We start from the raw sequence: 16,774 nt of genomic DNA, 5'->3' as shown, positions 1-16,774 counted from the left end.
CCTCTAGTCGGTGACTACACGTCTTGTTGCAGGACTCGCTTAGCTAGTGATGTCGTGGGGGCTTTGTCACCGTGCAACAGATGCGAGCAACCGGCGAGATAATGGGCTCGCCATTGCGGGGCGATTTGTTCGTAATCTTCGAGTGCGGCGGAGCTGAACTTGTAGTCGTGGGCGTCGTTGCCTTTGAGGAAGACCATCTCGCGTGCGCGGGCGATCAGCGCTTGGGCGGAATCGTTTTGCTGTGCCAAAGTAAACGTTGACGCGGCAGCGGCTTCGGGGTTGGCACCGATTTGTGCGAACAGCCCGTCCAGACTGACATCGCCGGCAGGGGCGCCTTCGAGGCTTAACAGGTCGGCGCTCGCCAAATTGCCGCGTGACTGGGCCGATTGTCGGAAGTGTGAAATGAACGCCGCGTTTTGCAGCAGCAACCACTGCCGGGTGCGATCGTCATAGACGCTGCGGTACAAGTGGCGCATGGCGTTGGACGTTGTCACAGCGTGCAGCGGAACGATAGACGCTTGGCGGGCGACCAGTTCGGCGGCGGCCAGCATCACGCCGTCATAGATGCTGTCCGGATCTGTGCCGGAGTTGACCAATTCGACAACCGTCTGGGAAGCCTCTTCAGGCGATGCGGTGCGAAGTGCCTTGGCGAGCGTCGCCGACTCGACAGGCTTGCGTTTGGTCGCGAACCAATTCGATGACAACTGATCGACACGTTTCCAATTGCTCCGTCCAACCCGATCAACCTCCAGATCTGATTTCGCCGGATTGGGGTCACCGGTGTGATTCAAGATCGCATAGCAAAGCGACCGGACGACTGGTTCGGCGTGTTGCCAACCGATTACATCAAGCGTCCGAAACGCGTTGGCCAAGTAAATGGATTTGTGACCGATGCTGCGATAATCGCGTGCGGCGTGCTTGGCCAGTAGGTTCAGGATTTGGCCGGCGGTGGCGGTGCGGGCAACGACGGTTGCCGCGGCATCGGCGGCTTCGATATCCCAGTTCGCCATCGCTTCGTCGAGTGCCCCGAGGGCTTTCGCTTGGTCGGGCAGATCACCGGTGGGGGCGGCAGCCATCGTCCAGTCGCCTTCTTCGACGTCGGACTGTTGAGCGCGTTTGAAGTAATCGATGCTCCATAACAGCGGCGTCCAGCGATGCTCATTGGCCGCGGCCAAAGAAGCTTGGTGGGCGGAGTGAACGACCAAGACGCTGTGAAATTTAAAACCGACCGCAGGTCGCGGCTGGACGTTGCGGATTCCGGCCAATAGCAACGCCGCAAGTAGGTCTTGGTAGCTTCGTCCGGCATGGATTTCGCTAAACACTCGATCGACGATTCGGTCGCGAGGCGTCGTTTCCAGCAGTCGCACGAGAGGCTCGATCTCGGGATTAAATAGCACGCGGTCGGGCGTGACGGCGACGTCGTCCGCGGTCAGTTTGGGCAGCCATGCGAGCGCCGATGCGCCGCCGGCAGCAGCGGCAAGCGTGTTGCGGACAAACCGACGTCGATCGTGAGCGTGATGGTGGCCAAGCATAGCGAATTCCGGTGGGGAGAATGTTGGGGAGGATTCGAGTTCGGGCGGGGAAGGATTCCATTGTAGCGCCTTGTCGATGTGGTTGCCGAAATTGATTGACCAATTTGATTTTGATGAAACATTCGGCAGGGTGACCAAAGGCGTCCGCAGTGGGCCTATCATGGCGGAGTCAGAACGGTCTGATCCCTCGAATCACATGGAATGCAAGCATGGCCCAATACCGTCATGGCGATGTCATGGTCGAATCCGTCAAAGCGATTCCCGAGACGCGTCGCAAAGCCAAGCACACGATCCTTGCACACGGCGAATTGACCGGGCACTGTCACCGCATCGCCGAATCAGGTGCGGCAGCACTTTACGAAACGCCCGAGGGAATGTTTCTGCATGTGACCGCAAAGCAGGCGACTTTGGTTCACGACGAACACGATTCGATCCGGTTGGACGCCGGCTACTACCGTGTCTGGCGACAACGAGAGTATTCGCCTGAAGAAATCCGTATCGTCCGCGACTAAGCAAGGGAAATTGTGCAATGAAAACGCTCTCCCCCGAAGAAGCCCGCCAGCATCTGCTCGCCGAGGAGAAGGCGGCGATTTGCGTGGAAGGCAGCATTGACCTGCGGCAAACGAAACTGTCCTCGATCGCCTGTCGCTTGCAGTGCAATGATTTGGACTTGTCCGGGACACCGATCGAATCGTTACCAAAGTCGCTCAAGGTTCGGTCCAGACTGACGCTCGACAACTGCACCTCGCTGCAACGATTGCCCAAAGGCCTAACGTGTGGATCGCTCAGTCTGCGTGGTTGTGTGTTCATTGACCGTTTGCCCGAACAACTGAGCACTTGGTTTTTGAATGCGAGTGGTTGCCCAAGGCTATCGAGCTGGCCAAAGGAAGCGACGATTCGCAACGGAAATGTCAACTTGCGGAACTGCGTCGAAATTCGCGAGCTGCCGGGTTGGCTGGGGCCGCTCGGCCAATTGGATCTCGGCGGATGTGTGAACTTGCACGCGTTGCCCGAAGGCTTGCAGGTTTCCGGTTGGATCGACATCGGCGGCTCTGGCATTCAATCGTTGCCGAAGTCACTGGCCAATTCACCGCTTCGGTGGCGAAGCGTCCCCATCACGCACCAGATCGCGTTTGAGCCCGACAAGATCACTGCGAAGCAAGTCTTGGACGAACGGAATGCCGAGCTTCGGCGGGTCATGATCGAGCGAATGGGTTATTTAAAGTTCGCCAACGATGTCGAGGCAAAGGAACTTGATCGTGACACCGATGCGGGCGGCCAACGTCAATTGCTAAAGATCGATATCGACGAAGACGAACCGCTGGTCGGTCTGGTTTGCAATTGCCCGTCAACGAACAGACAATACTTTTTGCGCGTCCCACCGCAAATGCAAACCTGTCATCAAGCAGCCGCATGGATGGCGGGATTTGATGACCCAAAGCGATACCGACCGGTCATCGAAACTTGAGTCTGTGCCTTGAGTCTTGAACGACTGCTACGTCAGTCATGCAGTCTGCTAAACTGACGCGTTCTATCGGCCTGTTGATTTTCAAATAAACTCTCCCCGATGTCGCTTTCTGCTGTGTGAAAGCGGTGGTTGAGAACGCTACTCCCGCGGATCGAAAGGTGACGCTTGAGAATCAACAGCCTGTTACACCGGCCCCGATACGCTTGCATCGAAGAAACAGGAATTGTTTATGGATCGCCGCGAGTTAGTTTTCATGGATTCGACATCCAACAAGTTTTGGCGGATCGAACTGAATGGTGATTCTCACACGGTAACTTTTGGCCGTGCGGGAACGGACGGCCAATCCAAAACAAAAACGTTCGCCGATGCCGATGCGGCAAAGAAGGATTATGACAAACTGATTTCGGCAAAGCTCAAGAAAGGCTATGTCGATGCGGACAGTGCGTCGGCCGCGACAGGTGAGGACGCCGACGCGCTGCCGGTGCTTGCGTTCCGATCGATCTTGAAAGAAGACGATGTCGGACACAACGCGAAAACGTTTATCGGCAAACGCATCGCGGATTACGACCCAAACAAAAAACCGACTGCGGGAGGCAAAACTGTCTACCGTTTCCGCAGCGACTGGGACTCACAGGATTGCGTCCCCAATTTGAAACACTTCTTGGAGACGGATGCTGCCCGTGAAGCGGTCGGCATTGTGATCGGTAACTGGACCGGTGATGACACCGGCACCGATCCTAGCGAAGTGATCGAATTGCTTTGCCAGAACAGCAAACGGCTCGCTGCTCTGAAAGCGATTTACTTGGGCGATATCATCTCCGAAGAATGCGAGATGTCTTGGATCCAACAAAGTGATATCGGCCCGCTGCTAAAAGCGTTTCCGAATCTCGAACTGCTGCGCACACGTGGCGGTGAAAACCTAAAAATTGGACATCTGAAACACGATAACTTGCGAGGTTTGATTTGCGAGTCCGGAGGACTGCGAGCCGAAGTCGTCCGCCAGATCGGACGATCCAAGTTCCCTGCACTGGAACATTTGGAATTGTGGCTTGGCACCGATGAGTATGGTGGTGACAGTTCCGTCGAAGATCTGCAGCCGATTTTGAGCGGCGACTTGTTTCCGCAACTGAAATACCTAGGTCTGCGCAACTGCGATTTTGTCGATGACATCGCTGCCGTGATTGTGAACAGTCCATTGATCCAACGGATCGAGACGCTCGATCTGTCCTTGGGTGTTCTCACCGACGAAGGCGGCCGAGCGCTGCTGTCGCTACCGACCGACGGAACGCTGCAGCACGTCAACCTGCACTTCAATTACATGACCAACGACGTCATCAAAGAACTCAAAAAGCTGCCTTTGAAAATGGATCTGTCGAAGCCATCTCACATGGATCAAGACGACGAATGGCGGTTTGTCGCGGTCGGTGAATGATTTGATGCAGTCGGATGCAGAAAAAAGATCTCGGATCGACCGTGAATGCTGGGTGATCGGCGATCCGGAAAGTCGTCGGGTGCAGGACTTTCAACGATCGGCGATCGGATTGGGGATGCGAGTTCCCAATTGTCTTGACTGGAATGATCTGATCGCGAGCGAAGGTCGTTGTCTGGAACAGATCCCGCCACTGGCACGCGTAAGGATCGATTCCTTCGGGCAACGCTGTGAAACGATCGCAAGCCTGATCGAACTTGGCGGCGGAGACGTCTTTCCAAAACGAGGCCAAGTCCTTTCGCTCGATCATCAATACCAAGGCATCGTGCGTGCCATGGAGATGGTTGAGTGCTGGAGATGTCGACGGTTGGAGTCAAAACATGATGTCATCATCGACCAAGTTCCTGGCGATCTTGCGGTGATGTTCGATAAGTGGGCGACACATCAACTGATGCTGCCCTATCGTCCCAAAACCGTTCTATTGCCGACCGAAATCGATGCGGCTGGTCAAGCGATTCAATCGTTCGCCGATTGTTGCGGTGGACGTGTGTTTGTCAAACCACGCTATGCCTCGTCAGCGTCTGGGGTTTGTTGCTACCGAACACAACGTGGACGTCAACAATTGATCGCGGCAATCGAAATCGATCGTTGCGGCGATGACATCCGTCTGTTCAATTCGTTGCGTGTGCGTTCATTTACCAACCCCGCGGACATCGATGCGATCTTGCGTGTCTTGATTCCGCAAGGCATGATCGCCGAAGCTGCGGTCAGCAAAGCCCGGTTGGATGGTGAGCGATTTGATTTACGAATCGTTGTGATCGACGGCAAAGCGGATCATTTGGTGGTGCGTCAAAGCCCTTGGCCGATCACGAATCTGCATCTCGGAAACCGGCGTGGTGACTTGGAACTGCTTTATGATTCCGTGGGCATTGATCGAGTGAATGACTGTCGTCAGCTTGCGATTCATGCGGCGGCGCAGTTCCCACGAACACGGTACAGCGGTGTTGATATCCTGTTGCCACGAGTAAATCCGCCGCTGGTTTGCGAAGTGAACGCGTTCGGTGATTTCTTGCCGAACTTGACGGCCTCTGGGAAAACGGTTTACGCATCGATTCTGCAAATCGATGCGGGGGCTTTTGTCTAATGGCTCGCAGCGTCCTCGTCTTTGACCTCGACCAAACACTGTTCGATCGCCGGCAAGCGTTTACGGATTGGATTCGCACCTTTGGATTGAAACCGGAAACACAAGCGGACTTGCAGCGAATCGACCAAAACGGATACGGCGATCGATCGTATTTCTTTGAGACGTTTAGAGTTCAGACGGGGTTGCGTCTGGACCAAGCAACATTGACTGCTGGCTTGCTACAGCACATTCACAGGGATCACGTGCTGCTCGACTGCCTTTCAAAGCTTCGGTCTCGATACACCCTTGCGGTACTGACCAACGGCGGTATTGAAACGCAACATGCCAAGTGGCAAGCCTTGGGTTTGGAAAATGTGATCGCTGCGGACCATTTCTTTGTGTCGGAACAAATCGGCTTTGCGAAACCGGATCGCCGTGCATTTGAGTTTGTAGCGGACCGGCTCGGTACTGACGTCGCCCGTTGCACCTACTTTGGTGATCAACCAACGATCGATGTCGACGGGGCGATCGACGCGGGGTGGAACGCTTGCCTCGTGACCGGGCCAGGCGAATTGCAAACGCAGCTTGAAGTGCGATTGCAAGCGACGGGAGAACCGATTCAATGTTAGACCATGTCGGCCGCAGCAATCTGTTGATGTTGACGTTGGACACGCTTCGCTACGACGTCGCACAAGACCTTTGGAAACAAGGACAAATCCAAAATCTGGCCCGCTACTTGCCGGCGACCGGATGGGAACGTCGTCACTCGCCGGCCACATTTACTTATGCGGCGCACCATGCGTTCTTTGCAGGATTCCTGCCAACACCGACAGGACCCGAACTGCACACACGGCTGTTCGCATCCGAGTTTGGTGGCAGCGAAACGACGGGGCCAGAGACATTCGTGTTTCCGCAAGCGACGCTTCCCGAAGCGCTCGCGGAGATCGGCTATCGAACGATCTGTGTCGGGGGCACGGGATTTTTCAATCCCAGCAACTCGCTCGGACGCGTTTTGCCAGCGCTCTTTCATCAGTCGTATTGGACGGAGGCGATGAGTGTCGTCGGTCGAGATTCGGCGGCTTGCCAGGTCGATTGTGCGATCGGGGCGATTGACGAAGCGGGCGACCAGCCAGTGTTTTGTTTCATCAACTTCTCTGCCATCCACCAACCAAATTGGTTCTTCGCGTCGGCCGAACCACCCGAAGATGGACGTGACACGGTGGAAGGTCACGCAGCGGCGCTGATCGAAATTGATCGCCAATTGCCACGACTGCTGGACCATCTCAAAAGTCGCGGCAGCCTGTTCGCGATGGCGTTTTCCGATCACGGCACGGCGTACGGCGAAGACGGTTATTGGGGACACCGTGTGGCCCATCCTTGCATTTGGGAGGTGCCCTATGCCGAATTTGAATGGTGAAATGACAACGCGTTTATCCGACGCAATCGCGGGCGATCACTATGCGGGTTATGCGTATGCCTATCCGCACAAGACGTCGTATCGTTTGTTTGATCATCCGGTCGACTTACCAACCGCATGGTCGGACGAGGACAAATCGCGGTTGTTCTTGTATGTGCATCTGCCGTTCTGCGAGATGCGTTGTGGGTTTTGCAACTTGTTTACCGCGTCGCAGCCGCCAAGCGAGCTGGTTCGACAAACGTTGGATGCTATCGAGACGCAATCTCGCGTGGTTTCGGGGCGTGTCGAACCGCAGCGTGTGGTCCAAGTTGCCTTTGGCGGTGGGACACCAACTTACTTGACCGCAGACGAGCTGGAACGCTTGTTAGTGATGATGCGTTGTGATTGGCCGATCGAATCGGAGGCCCCGTTCTCGGTCGAAGTTTCGCCGGCGACGGTGGATGCAACCAAGCTGACCATCTTGCGCGACCATGGCGTCCGTCGGATCAGTATGGGTGTGCAAAGCTTCGTGTCTCGAGACCTCAATCAGCTCGGGCGACCTCAAGATCATCAAACCGTCGAGCATTCGATCGAGCTGATCCGTCAGAGTGGAATCGACTTGTTCAACTTGGATTTGATCTATGGCAACCAAGGACAAACCGAATCAGATTGGTTCGCCACGGTCCGCAAAGCACTTCAATACGATCCAGGGGAACTGTTTCTCTACCCGCTTTATGTTCGCAAACTAACGGGCCTTGGCAAAACCGGACGCAGCCCGGCGGAGAACCGGCGTCACATGTATCGGCTTGGGCGAGAGCTGTTGTTGGATGCGGGGTACCGACAGATTTCGATGCGAATGTTTCGCAAGAGCGGCACTGACTACGGCACACAACACTGCTGCCAAGAAGACGGCATGATCGGGCTGGGACCGGGAGCGAGAAGCTACACCAGGGAACTGCACTACAGCAGCGAATACGCGGTCAGCGGATCGAGTATTCGCAAGATCATTGACAAGTTCAATCGTCGCGATCCAGAAGACTTCGCACTAGCGGACTACGGTGTTTGGTTGAACGCAGAGGAACAATCGCGGCGATACCTGATCCGATCGTTATTACAAGTCGACGGTTTGGACCGACAGGCATTTGCATCGCTTTTCGGTGCTGACGTCTGCTTGGTGCTGCCACAAGTGGAACAGCTTCTGGAGTCTGGGTTTGCTGAGCTGACAGCCGAGCGTTTGATGCTGACTGCCGAAGGACTCGCTCATAGTGATGTGATCGGGCCGTGGCTGTATTCGGATGCCGTGTTGTCACGCATGGAGCAATTTGAACTGCAATGAAATTTGCCCCGTCAACGACAAGACTTCTCTATCGCGGTTCGTTATCGAGCTGCAATTATGCCTGCGGTTATTGCCCGTTCGCCAAGACGCGGAACACCAAAGCCGAGTTGGATCGTGACCGGCAGCAACTACACCGCTTTGTCGATTGGGTCGAACGCGGCGATCGACCGCTCGGAGTGCTGTTCACGCCGTGGGGCGAAGCGATCATCCTTCGCTATTACCGCGAGGCGATGGTACGACTTTCGTTGATGTCACACGTCCGGCGAGTCGCGATTCAAACCAATTTGAGCGGTCACCTGGACGATTTGGGCGGAGGCGACGTTGAACGCTTGGCGATATGGGCGACCTATCATTCGAGTGAAACCGATCCCGATCGTTTTCTAGCGCGTTGTCAGAAACTGGACCTGTTGGGAATCCGATACAGCGTCGGTATGGTTGGCTTCCGCGAACACTTTCAAACGATTGCGGAATTGAGGAAACGACTGCCTTCGCACGTTTACCTTTGGATCAACGTTCCCAAGAGCAGCGGGATCATCTACAGCGACGAAGAACAGCGGTTCTTAGAATCAATTGACCCGTACTTTCGTTGGAATGGCCGGCGTTGGTCAAGTCGCGGCAGAGCTTGCTCGGCGGGTACTTCATCGCTGTCGATCGACGGTGAAGGAGACGTGCGCCGCTGTCACTTTGTTGATGAAGTGATCGGCAACATTCACCGTGATGACGTCTGGCCTCGGTTGAAAGAACGGACCTGCCCAAATGCAACCTGTGGCTGTCACATCGGGTACGTCAATCGCGATGACTTTCCATTACGACGAGTCTTTGGGGATGGTTTGCTGGAGCGAATTCCCGCGGAATGGCCGGAGGTGAATGCGGAAATGATGATTCCGAAAGCGGTGCAGAGCTTGCCGGTGGTTGACGACTGCTAATGCTTTTCTGTCGGCGAAGTGTAAGACTGGCGATCCGCTTCGGTAGACCCAGATAACTTCTGACGCACCTCATCCAATCCGGTTCAACGATGAATAATCCTAATCAATCCAGCGAATTGTTTCGTCCTCTGCAGATCGGCTCGCTTGAGCTGAAAAACCGAGTGGTGATGGCACCTTTGACGCGTGCCCGGGCGGGGGAAAGCCGAGTGCCGAACGAAATGATGGCGGAGTATTACGCACAGCGTTCGTCGGCAGGCTTGATCATCAGTGAAGCGACAACGATCTCTGAACAAGGCATCGGTTGGCCGGACACACCAGGGATTTACACCGACGAGATGCAGGCAGGCTGGAAACGCATTGTCGATACGGTACACCAGCACGGCGGCCGAATCTTTATGCAGCTTTGGCATACAGGCCGATCGTCACACAGCGATTTTCATCACGGCGAACTGCCGGTTGCGCCATCGGCAATCGCGATCGACGGCGATGGGGTTCACACATCGAACGGTAAAAAACCGTACGAAACGCCGCGGGCACTCGAGACCGACGAATTGCCGGGTATTGTCGACGACTACCGAAAAGCGACCGAGCGTGCCAAGGCGGTCGGGTTCGACGGCGTCGAGATCCACTCGGCCAACGGATACTTGCTCGATCAGTTTCTGCAATCGAAGTCCAACCATCGCACAGACCAATATGGTGGCAGTGTCGAAAATCGATACCGCTTGCTGGGCGAAGTCGTCGATGCGGTGACGTCAGCCTGGTCCGCCGATCGAGTTGGCGTGCGGTTGGCTCCCAATGGCGCGTTCAACGATATGGGATCGTCCGACTACCAGGAGCAATTCCTCTACACCGCACAGCAATTGGATGCTTATGGGCTGGCGTACTTACACGTGATGGACGGCAAAGGCTTCGGTTTTCACAACCTGGGTCCGGCGATGACGCTTAAGGATTTCCGCAAAGTCTTTTCTGGCAATTTGATGGGCAATGTTGGTTACACCAAGGAAGCTGCCGAGCAGGCAATTGCCAGTGGCGATGCAGACTTCATCGCGTTCGGGCGGCCTTACATCAGCAACCCTGACTTGGCGTTGCGATTCGAAAATGATTGGCCATTGGCAAAGATGGCGGACATGTCGCTATGGTATTCGTCAGGGGCACACGGCTACACCGACTTCCCGGCCTACGAAGCGACCGCTTCGGTTTGAAAGCGGGTTCGAAGTCGTTGCCAATCTAATTGATTGGCGAGATGATCCGGGGCAAGGTAGTACGTTGCCCCGGTTTGGTTGGTGAAGATCAGCAGCTGTTCGTATTCGGTACTTACGGTGACTTCGTTAAGCGACATCCGGACACCGGCGGGGCCCCACATGACAGCCAGTTCGGTTGGACTGATCCAACCGGATTGACGCCAGGTTTGCGTGGAACTGCCAAAAAAGTATTGCCGCCAACTGATAACGGCGGAGATCAAGACAAATGAACCGACACTAAAGAAAAAGACGTTTCCCCAGGTGTTAAAGGCACCGGACACCAATGCGGCGACAACCATACCGATCCCTCCGATCGAATTGGTCCAAGCCGCGACGAGCACCTCTCGGATACGTTGCGACTGCTTGACGGTCACTTCACCGGCGAAGGTGATCGCATCTGTCGGAGCAGGATGGAGCCGTTGCCAAAGGGCAGCGTTTACTTCTGCAGCGTTTACTTCCGCACTTTGATCAGACCAAAGTTGCTTGATTCTCACCGCCACCGTTTCGTCGTAGCCGTCAAAGAGGCGGTCGGTCAAAGCGAGAAAGCGATAAGGGTTCACGTCAAGTGGGACCTTGATTCCAATCGCCGAAGCGTATGCTTTCTGTAAGAACGTGGGGCTGAACCAATGCTGGCGGACGCCATCATCAAAGGTCAAACCGTCTGCATTGATCGATCCTCTCGCGACGCCGAGTAAGTCTGGGTATCGCTTAAGCAACCGCTTGCTTCGCTGCGTCTGGTTGACGAAGTAACGATAGACCCAGAAAGCGGCGCCCCCCAGAACGATCGCCAAGATGGCTACGGTGACAAAGGTCGGATCCCAGCCGCGCAAGATCATGCCAGCGATCATAGCGACAACGATGAATGCCGAAAGCGTTCCTAGGAGCACCGCCAATGTCAGACACAGCGAGCGTTCAAAATTGCGCCGATTCGAGAAGCGGATGTAGTCAGCGGCCTCGATTTCACCATCGAATGACAATTCCGTTCGATCGTCGCCGACAAACAGCGTGCTCGCGTAAGGATTGATTTCGTTCATCGAGTGCCATGACCTCTGTAGCGATGATTGAGTCGCACTAGCCCGCCGGGATTCCAAAAATGGCGATCACGATTCCCAGAATCGCAAGGATGCCGTAAAGAAACGCCCATGCCGATTGATGGCTGGCGGCCAGTCGCGCGGCGACAATGGATTGCATCGAATAGTAAATCGCGAAGGCACGTGACGCATACGCGATGATTTCGAACACGTCAGCGGTCCAGGTCAACAACACACCACCGATCGTGACAACAATGTAGCCAATCGATTGTGGAACACGGTTCCGAGACAGTTCACTGATCAACCCGCCACAACCTGCGGTGTCGGCAACCGCGGCGCTGAACTGGGCGGCGAGTGCTGCGGCAACCAACATCGCTGGCAACACCGGTGCGACGACATGCGTGACGTCAATGATCGCCGTTTCGCTGGTGCCCATCGTGCTGGCGTCGAAAGAAAACGCCATCAACGCCGCGTAGACCAAGTAGATGCCGGTCGCGATCCACTGGGCAAGTTTCATGGTACGAATCCGCGTCGGCGCATCGTATTGTTTGCCGAGGTAGCGAGATGTCTCGAATCCTTGGACACAGATCACCAAACCGAACACCAGGAACAAAGACGCCGAACCAAAGGGCTGTGCCGGGTTGTGGACCGTTCCGCTGGTGTTCAGCAAGTGACCTAGATAAACGACCATTCCAATGAGTAGTCCGGCGATGATCGCAAGCTTGATTGTCACCGCGGTTTCTTCGAGGTCTTCCAGTCGCTTGAGTCCGTGACGAAGGCCGAACACGCCAATGAAGATCAGCACCGCCGTGGTCACCAGTCTGGCAAAAACTCGTTCGTTGGCATTGGTCAGCGAGACGGCAAACGATCCAAGCAGGTTCAGGTAGTAGGTGACCGAAACGATGTACGCCAGCGCGAGTGCCCACGACGAAATCGCTTCGAGAGTACGAATGCCGTTCGCTTGTCCTTCCGGCAAGGATTCAAAGTGGCTGATGTTGAATCGAATCGCGGACCCAAATCCGTACGCCACAGCGCAGAGGGCAAGCATCACCAGGGGAGCGTATTGACCGTACTCGCGTGAAAGGATTGGCCCGAGCACCAAGAAACCGCTGCCGATGATCGAAGCAAGTGGCGTCACGGTCGCTCGCCAGATCAACGACTTTGAGACCGGCGGAAGCAGTAATCCGTAGGCCATCACGGCGGCGCAGCCGACGACGATCGCACTGATCCAAATCTCGGGATGTTCCATCGTGGTGCTAATTTGAAATGGATGAAACAGTGAACTAAGACGTGGCGACGCGAGGGCAACCTGTGATCAACCAAGCGCGAACGTCGATCGACTTGGCGACCAACACATGGGGTTCACGATCGAAGTCAAACCCAAGTGCTTGTCCCATACTGTTGTCGTGTTGTTCGTAGTCGGCCTGCGCAAGTTCCCAAGGCGGATGATTGATTTCGCCACGGTACACGCGACCGTCGGGGCTGGCGCTGTAAAGGCAATACCGTGCGGTCAACCAGTGCTCGAAACTTCCCGGTGATGCGATCGCATAGTCGCCTCTCGCTTTATAGCGGGCTGAGAAGTTGGCCGTGGCTTCGCCCCGATGGGTGCGCCGACTTTGGTATTCAATCGCACCGTCTTCAACGTTATGGATGTTCATTTTCGCATCCATATAAGGCAGATGAAACGTTGTTCGGGCCAGCCGGACTGCGAATCGGCTGGCGGCATCTAACGAGAAAAACCACACGCCTGGCTTTCCACCGACGGAAACGTAGGTGCGAACGTTTAATTCTGGAAAACGACTGATGCCGGGAACAGCGGGACAACACCTTGGTGCGACGTCTGACATCAAGAACGGCACAACGCCGACCCAAGCCGATCCTTCGTACGTGTCCAGCTCGACACCTGGTGGAAGCCACTTTGCCACTGTGGACGGTTCCGCAGGCCAGTGCGCAAAGCATAGTTCCGACCATCTCATACGCATCACCCAAGGCTGTTTGGGCAGTGGCCAAGTCCGATCGACGCAAGGTTGCATGGGCGTTTTCTGTGATCGTAATTTGGGGCTGGTTGTTGACAGCCCGAAGGGGCGGGTTTAACGTCGGTGCATTAAGGGGCGACCAGTGGAAAACCGTTCTTACAGCGAGTGAGCAACCATGTCGGTGTGCCAAACTGTTCTGCGATCATTCTCACAAAGTCTTGTCGTCCTGATTGCGTCGGCGTTGATGAGCAACACGGTGCGAGCCGATTACGTGTTCAATCAACTTGGCGACGTTTACGAACAAGATTTTCAAGACTTTGAAGGTACCGGATTAGCGGCCGGCGGCGGTGCGGGAACCTTGGATTCGAACCATTGGTCATTCAGCTTTTTCTCAAGCATGATGTCTGCGAGTTCGACCATCGGAGGTACCGAAGGCAGTGGCCTGTTTGGACGTGGAATGGGAGTCGGCGGTGAAACCGAAACTGGCGTTTACGCTTATTCAACCGGCGGCGGGAATGTGGCGTTGGGTTTGCAGTTGGACAGTGAAGGCTTCGACTCAGGATTGCCGATCTTCACGATTCAAAACAACACCGGATACGACGTCGATCTCGTTAATGTCAGCTACGACATGATCGTGTTCAATCATTCGGACACCGCATCGTATGCCGATCTAGAGTTTACGGTTGGATCCGAATACACCGATCCAATCTTTTTCGATACCCCGTCGCTAGCAGATGTCTCGCCGACTTGGGAAGTGACACCGATCGAATACACGCTGTTCCTTCCGACCGCTTCGACGGGGAATTTTATGGAACAGGTCCCGGTCGTCGCTAACGGCGAAAGTTTTGACATCAGCTTGTCGGTTGGAATCCTTGGAGGACCTGGACGGTACTCTGACTCAATTGCGATCGACAACCTACGCATTTCGCTCGGTTCGACAGCGATCCCGGAACCTAGTTCACTTGTCCTGTTCTGCTCGATCGGCAGCATCTGTTTGCTTCGTCGCAAACGCAACGCGGCATAGCCACCGACTAGAGTTCTTCGATGGCGTTCTTGATCGTTTGTACCAAGCGGGCACGGCTGTAGACGCCCAAGTGGCTTTCGTTGATCGGCAGCTTGAGTTCTTTCGCGATCCGCATCGCCAAGTCCACGTCACGGACGCCGTGGTATTGATTGACCATGCCGTCGTCGGTGTAGATCGTTTCGGAGTCAGTCTGATAGCCTGACTCGAGCGCGTCGGCCATCTCGGCGATCCAGCTTTCAGGGACGCGCCGTTGGCGGCAGTGATCGACGCTCCAAATTTCATCGCCGGTGCATTCGGCCAGTAGTGCCAATAGGTGATGTCGAGCCGGCATTAGTCGTTCGCCTTGAGAAGCTGGTCAATTCTTGCCGCCAAGATGAAATCGTTTTCGCTGAGTCCACCGATCGCGTGCGTGGTCAACACGATTTCCAAGTGTCGGTACCCGGTCAGGTGCAAGTCGGGGTGGTGTTGTTCGCTTTCAGCAACCTCAGCGATTTGGTTGATCATCGCGACCGCCTTGACGAAGTTCTTGCAGTTCAGCTTGCGATGAATCGCCAGCCCATCGTCGTTAATTGTCCATGCGTCCAATGCGCCAAGCAGCTCGTTGGCTTCGTCGGCAGTCAACTTCGGAACGCCACCTTCACAAGGGACGCATTTTTTGGCGGCGAGCGTTTCAGCGTTGGGAAGGGTCATGGTTTCACAGGCACTCTGTTTCAATGGTCTCTCTAGGCGATCATCGATCTCGAAAACGGGATCGTTGCCCTTTCATGATAACCGCTTGATTCGCGATCTCCGATGCCATCCGATGAAGCAGCTCCCTGGCCGCTGCACCGCCGCGAGATCCACCCGGCGATCTGCCGGCCAACTCTGTCGCCGTCGACATCATGCAGCAAATCATGTAGGGCGTTTGGCCACTCAACGAATGTGGCAAACTCACCTGCACGCATGACGAAGTGCTGGCATGCGGTGCGATCGATCAACGCATCTTGGTCGCCGACGATGACCATAGTCGGCGTCGTCAATTCAGATGCATGATCGAGTGCAAAACGGCCTTGCGCCAGTAGCTGGGTTGCGTTGTACAGCGAGATGCGCGAGTGCTGCAGCGGGTCGTTTCGAAACTGCCGGACGGCGTTCGGATCATTGGTGAGCTGGGTGATGTCTGGCGTTTGGCCCATCCGAATCCACGGTACCAAATAGCCGGTCATCCAAGCGGCCAACAGTTGAGTTCGGTCCAGGGGCTGCGGCGGTCGGAATAGCGGTGCGAGCAGAACCAAGCCGTTCAGGTCAGGCAATCCTGCCGCGGCGAACTCATGTTGTCGTAACGTATAATTGACTGCCAAGTTGCCGCCCATGCTGTGCCCCAGCAAGACGTGACGCTGACACCCCAGTCGATCACAAAGCTGTTGCCGCAGGTCAGCGACCATGCCCAGCAACGTGTCGTAAGGGATGCATGCCCCGTGTCGGCCCGCAGACCGACCATGGCCGGGAAAGTCGATGGCGGCGACCGCCCACCGTTCGTCGAGCAGCTTAGCGGCGAGGTCGTCAAACCTGGCGCCGTGATCGCCGAGCCCGTGCAGGGCGATGACGGTCCCCATCTGGCAAGTGTCCGGCCCATTGCGGCGTTGCCAGAGGTGACAATGCACCCCAGGGTGGTTGGGCAGGTGAAGCGTTTCAGCAGTCATGACCGTCCTGGCATCGCGAGTCGTTTGACGGAATTCGCTCCCCAAAAACGCGTTCGGCACGGAATTCGCAATTTGAAGCGAATCGTGTGGGCGTTTGTCAGGATGGCACCCGCGGCCAACAAGATGCCTGAACCCCGTCCCGAGGGACAAAGATGTTATTCCGACTGCTTTTACTGTTTATCTTCGTTCCACTGGTAGAGCTGTATTTGCTTTTGCAGTTGGCTCACGCGACCAGTGCCGGTGCGACGTTCCTGGTCGTGATTTCGACAGGCGTCCTGGGGTCCTACTTGGCCAAACGCGAAGGCCTGATGGCGTGGCAGAAATTTCACAACGCGTTGGGCGAAGGCCGGGTGCCGAGTCGTGAGATTCAAGACGGTTTGATGATCGTCTTTGCCGCCGCACTGTTGCTGACGCCGGGGATGATCACCGACGCCGTCGGATTCCTGTTGTTGGTCCCGGTCGGCCGTGACTTCATTCGCAAGACCGTGCTGTCGCGATACTTTGCCGGTTTCAAAAACGTGCAAATCCGCAGCAGCTTTTTCGAAAGCCCCGCGCGTCAGCCGTTCAACGATTCGAACACGATCGACGGCAAAGCGACTCGTCGTTAAGCAGC

At 55.6% G+C, this 16,774-nt stretch carries 18 protein-coding genes; 11 read left to right on the top strand and 7 right to left on the bottom strand.

The genetic code is table 11. The features are described 5' to 3' along the window. Window positions 1-14 precede the first annotated feature (14 nt). The gene (locus tag CGZ80_RS08980; protein ID WP_143543812.1) at window positions 15-1,532 is read right to left on the bottom strand and encodes a hypothetical protein; all 1,518 of its coding nucleotides are present in this window, start codon (window positions 1,530-1,532) and stop codon (window positions 15-17) included. Window positions 1,533-1,741: 209 nt separating this feature from the next. Here CGZ80_RS08980 and CGZ80_RS08975 point away from each other — a divergent pair, with 209 nt between their 5' ends. The 9 genes from CGZ80_RS08975 to CGZ80_RS08935 all read left to right on the top strand — a co-directional run bounded on the left by CGZ80_RS08975 (window position 1,742) and on the right by CGZ80_RS08935 (window position 10,412). Continuing rightward, a complete protein-coding gene (locus CGZ80_RS08975; protein WP_094413482.1) occupies window positions 1,742-2,044 on the top strand; it encodes a hypothetical protein in 303 nt (100 codons plus the stop codon). A 17-nt stretch (window positions 2,045-2,061) separates the two neighbouring features. Further along, the gene (locus CGZ80_RS08970; RefSeq protein WP_094413480.1) at window positions 2,062-3,000 is read left to right on the top strand and encodes a DUF6745 domain-containing protein; all 939 of its coding nucleotides are present in this window, start codon (window positions 2,062-2,064) and stop codon (window positions 2,998-3,000) included. A 253-nt stretch (window positions 3,001-3,253) separates the two neighbouring features. Then, window positions 3,254-4,432, top strand: coding sequence for an STM4015 family protein (locus CGZ80_RS08965; protein WP_158222619.1), 1,179 nt, complete (start codon window positions 3,254-3,256; stop codon window positions 4,430-4,432). A gap of 4 nt (window positions 4,433-4,436) precedes the next feature. Beyond that, window positions 4,437-5,573, top strand: coding sequence for an STM4014 family protein (locus CGZ80_RS08960; RefSeq protein ID WP_103296396.1), 1,137 nt, complete (start codon window positions 4,437-4,439; stop codon window positions 5,571-5,573). After that, on the top strand, window positions 5,573-6,181 hold the full coding sequence (locus tag CGZ80_RS08955) for an HAD family hydrolase (RefSeq protein ID WP_094413474.1): 609 nt from the start codon (window positions 5,573-5,575) through the stop codon (window positions 6,179-6,181). The genes CGZ80_RS08960 and CGZ80_RS08955 overlap by 1 nt, the downstream gene beginning before the upstream one ends. Continuing rightward, window positions 6,175-6,969: an STM4013/SEN3800 family hydrolase gene (locus tag CGZ80_RS08950; protein WP_094413472.1), complete on the top strand. Its 795-nt coding sequence runs from the start codon at window positions 6,175-6,177 to the stop codon at window positions 6,967-6,969. Before CGZ80_RS08955 ends, CGZ80_RS08950 begins: the two co-directional genes overlap by 7 nt. Then, on the top strand, window positions 6,950-8,284 hold the full coding sequence (locus tag CGZ80_RS08945) for an STM4012 family radical SAM protein (protein ID WP_198953659.1): 1,335 nt from the start codon (window positions 6,950-6,952) through the stop codon (window positions 8,282-8,284). Before CGZ80_RS08950 ends, CGZ80_RS08945 begins: the two co-directional genes overlap by 20 nt. Beyond that, window positions 8,281-9,210, top strand: a complete 930-nt coding sequence (locus CGZ80_RS08940; RefSeq protein ID WP_198953658.1) for an STM4011 family radical SAM protein — start codon at window positions 8,281-8,283, stop codon at window positions 9,208-9,210. Before CGZ80_RS08945 ends, CGZ80_RS08940 begins: the two co-directional genes overlap by 4 nt. An 89-nt stretch (window positions 9,211-9,299) precedes the next feature. Next, on the top strand, window positions 9,300-10,412 hold the full coding sequence (locus CGZ80_RS08935) for an alkene reductase (RefSeq protein ID WP_094413468.1): 1,113 nt from the start codon (window positions 9,300-9,302) through the stop codon (window positions 10,410-10,412). On the opposite strand, the gene CGZ80_RS08930 is transcribed toward CGZ80_RS08935, so the two are convergent. The 3 genes from CGZ80_RS08930 to CGZ80_RS08920 are packed head-to-tail and all read right to left on the bottom strand — an operon-like array spanning window position 10,388 to window position 13,458. After that, a complete protein-coding gene (locus tag CGZ80_RS08930) occupies window positions 10,388-11,485 on the bottom strand; it encodes a hypothetical protein (RefSeq protein WP_094413466.1) in 1,098 nt (365 codons plus the stop codon). The two genes, CGZ80_RS08935 and CGZ80_RS08930, sit on opposite strands and share 25 nt — an antisense overlap. A 37-nt stretch (window positions 11,486-11,522) precedes the next feature. Beyond that, complete coding sequence (locus CGZ80_RS08925; protein ID WP_198953657.1) at window positions 11,523-12,731, bottom strand: hypothetical protein; 1,209 nt, start codon at window positions 12,729-12,731, stop codon at window positions 11,523-11,525. A 34-nt stretch (window positions 12,732-12,765) separates the two neighbouring features. Beyond that, window positions 12,766-13,458, bottom strand: a complete 693-nt coding sequence (locus CGZ80_RS08920; RefSeq protein WP_094413568.1) for a YqjF family protein — start codon at window positions 13,456-13,458, stop codon at window positions 12,766-12,768. Between the two features lie 175 nt (window positions 13,459-13,633). Here CGZ80_RS08920 and CGZ80_RS08915 point away from each other — a divergent pair, with 175 nt between their 5' ends. Next, complete coding sequence (locus CGZ80_RS08915) at window positions 13,634-14,482, top strand: PEP-CTERM sorting domain-containing protein (RefSeq protein ID WP_094413464.1); 849 nt, start codon at window positions 13,634-13,636, stop codon at window positions 14,480-14,482. A 7-nt stretch (window positions 14,483-14,489) separates the two neighbouring features. Here CGZ80_RS08915 and CGZ80_RS08910 read toward each other — a convergent pair whose 3' ends face one another. Genes CGZ80_RS08910 through CGZ80_RS08900 form a run of 3 tightly spaced genes read right to left on the bottom strand, consistent with a single transcriptional unit; the run spans window position 14,490 to window position 16,221 of the window. Next, a complete protein-coding gene (locus CGZ80_RS08910; protein ID WP_094413462.1) occupies window positions 14,490-14,813 on the bottom strand; it encodes a hypothetical protein in 324 nt (107 codons plus the stop codon). Then, on the bottom strand, window positions 14,813-15,172 hold the full coding sequence (locus CGZ80_RS08905) for a 4a-hydroxytetrahydrobiopterin dehydratase (RefSeq protein ID WP_094413460.1): 360 nt from the start codon (window positions 15,170-15,172) through the stop codon (window positions 14,813-14,815). Before CGZ80_RS08905 ends, CGZ80_RS08910 begins: the two co-directional genes overlap by 1 nt. A gap of 32 nt (window positions 15,173-15,204) precedes the next feature. After that, window positions 15,205-16,221 carry an alpha/beta fold hydrolase gene (locus tag CGZ80_RS08900; protein WP_094413458.1) on the bottom strand — a complete coding sequence of 339 codons (1,017 nt, stop codon included), beginning with the start codon at window positions 16,219-16,221 and terminating at the stop codon, window positions 15,205-15,207. A 92-nt stretch (window positions 16,222-16,313) separates the two neighbouring features. On the opposite strand from CGZ80_RS08900, the gene CGZ80_RS08895 reads away from it, so the two are divergent. Continuing rightward, window positions 16,314-16,769 (top strand): FxsA family protein, encoded by a 456-nt coding sequence (locus tag CGZ80_RS08895; RefSeq protein ID WP_094413456.1) that lies wholly within the window; start codon window positions 16,314-16,316, stop codon window positions 16,767-16,769. Window positions 16,770-16,774: the final 5 nt, after the last annotated feature.

It is taken from the genome of Rhodopirellula sp. MGV (genome assembly GCF_002251265.1).
GTDB classification, from domain to species: Bacteria; Planctomycetota; Planctomycetia; order Pirellulales; family Pirellulaceae; genus Stieleria; species Stieleria baltica_A.
This window is presented reverse-complemented; position numbering and strand designations above follow the sequence as displayed.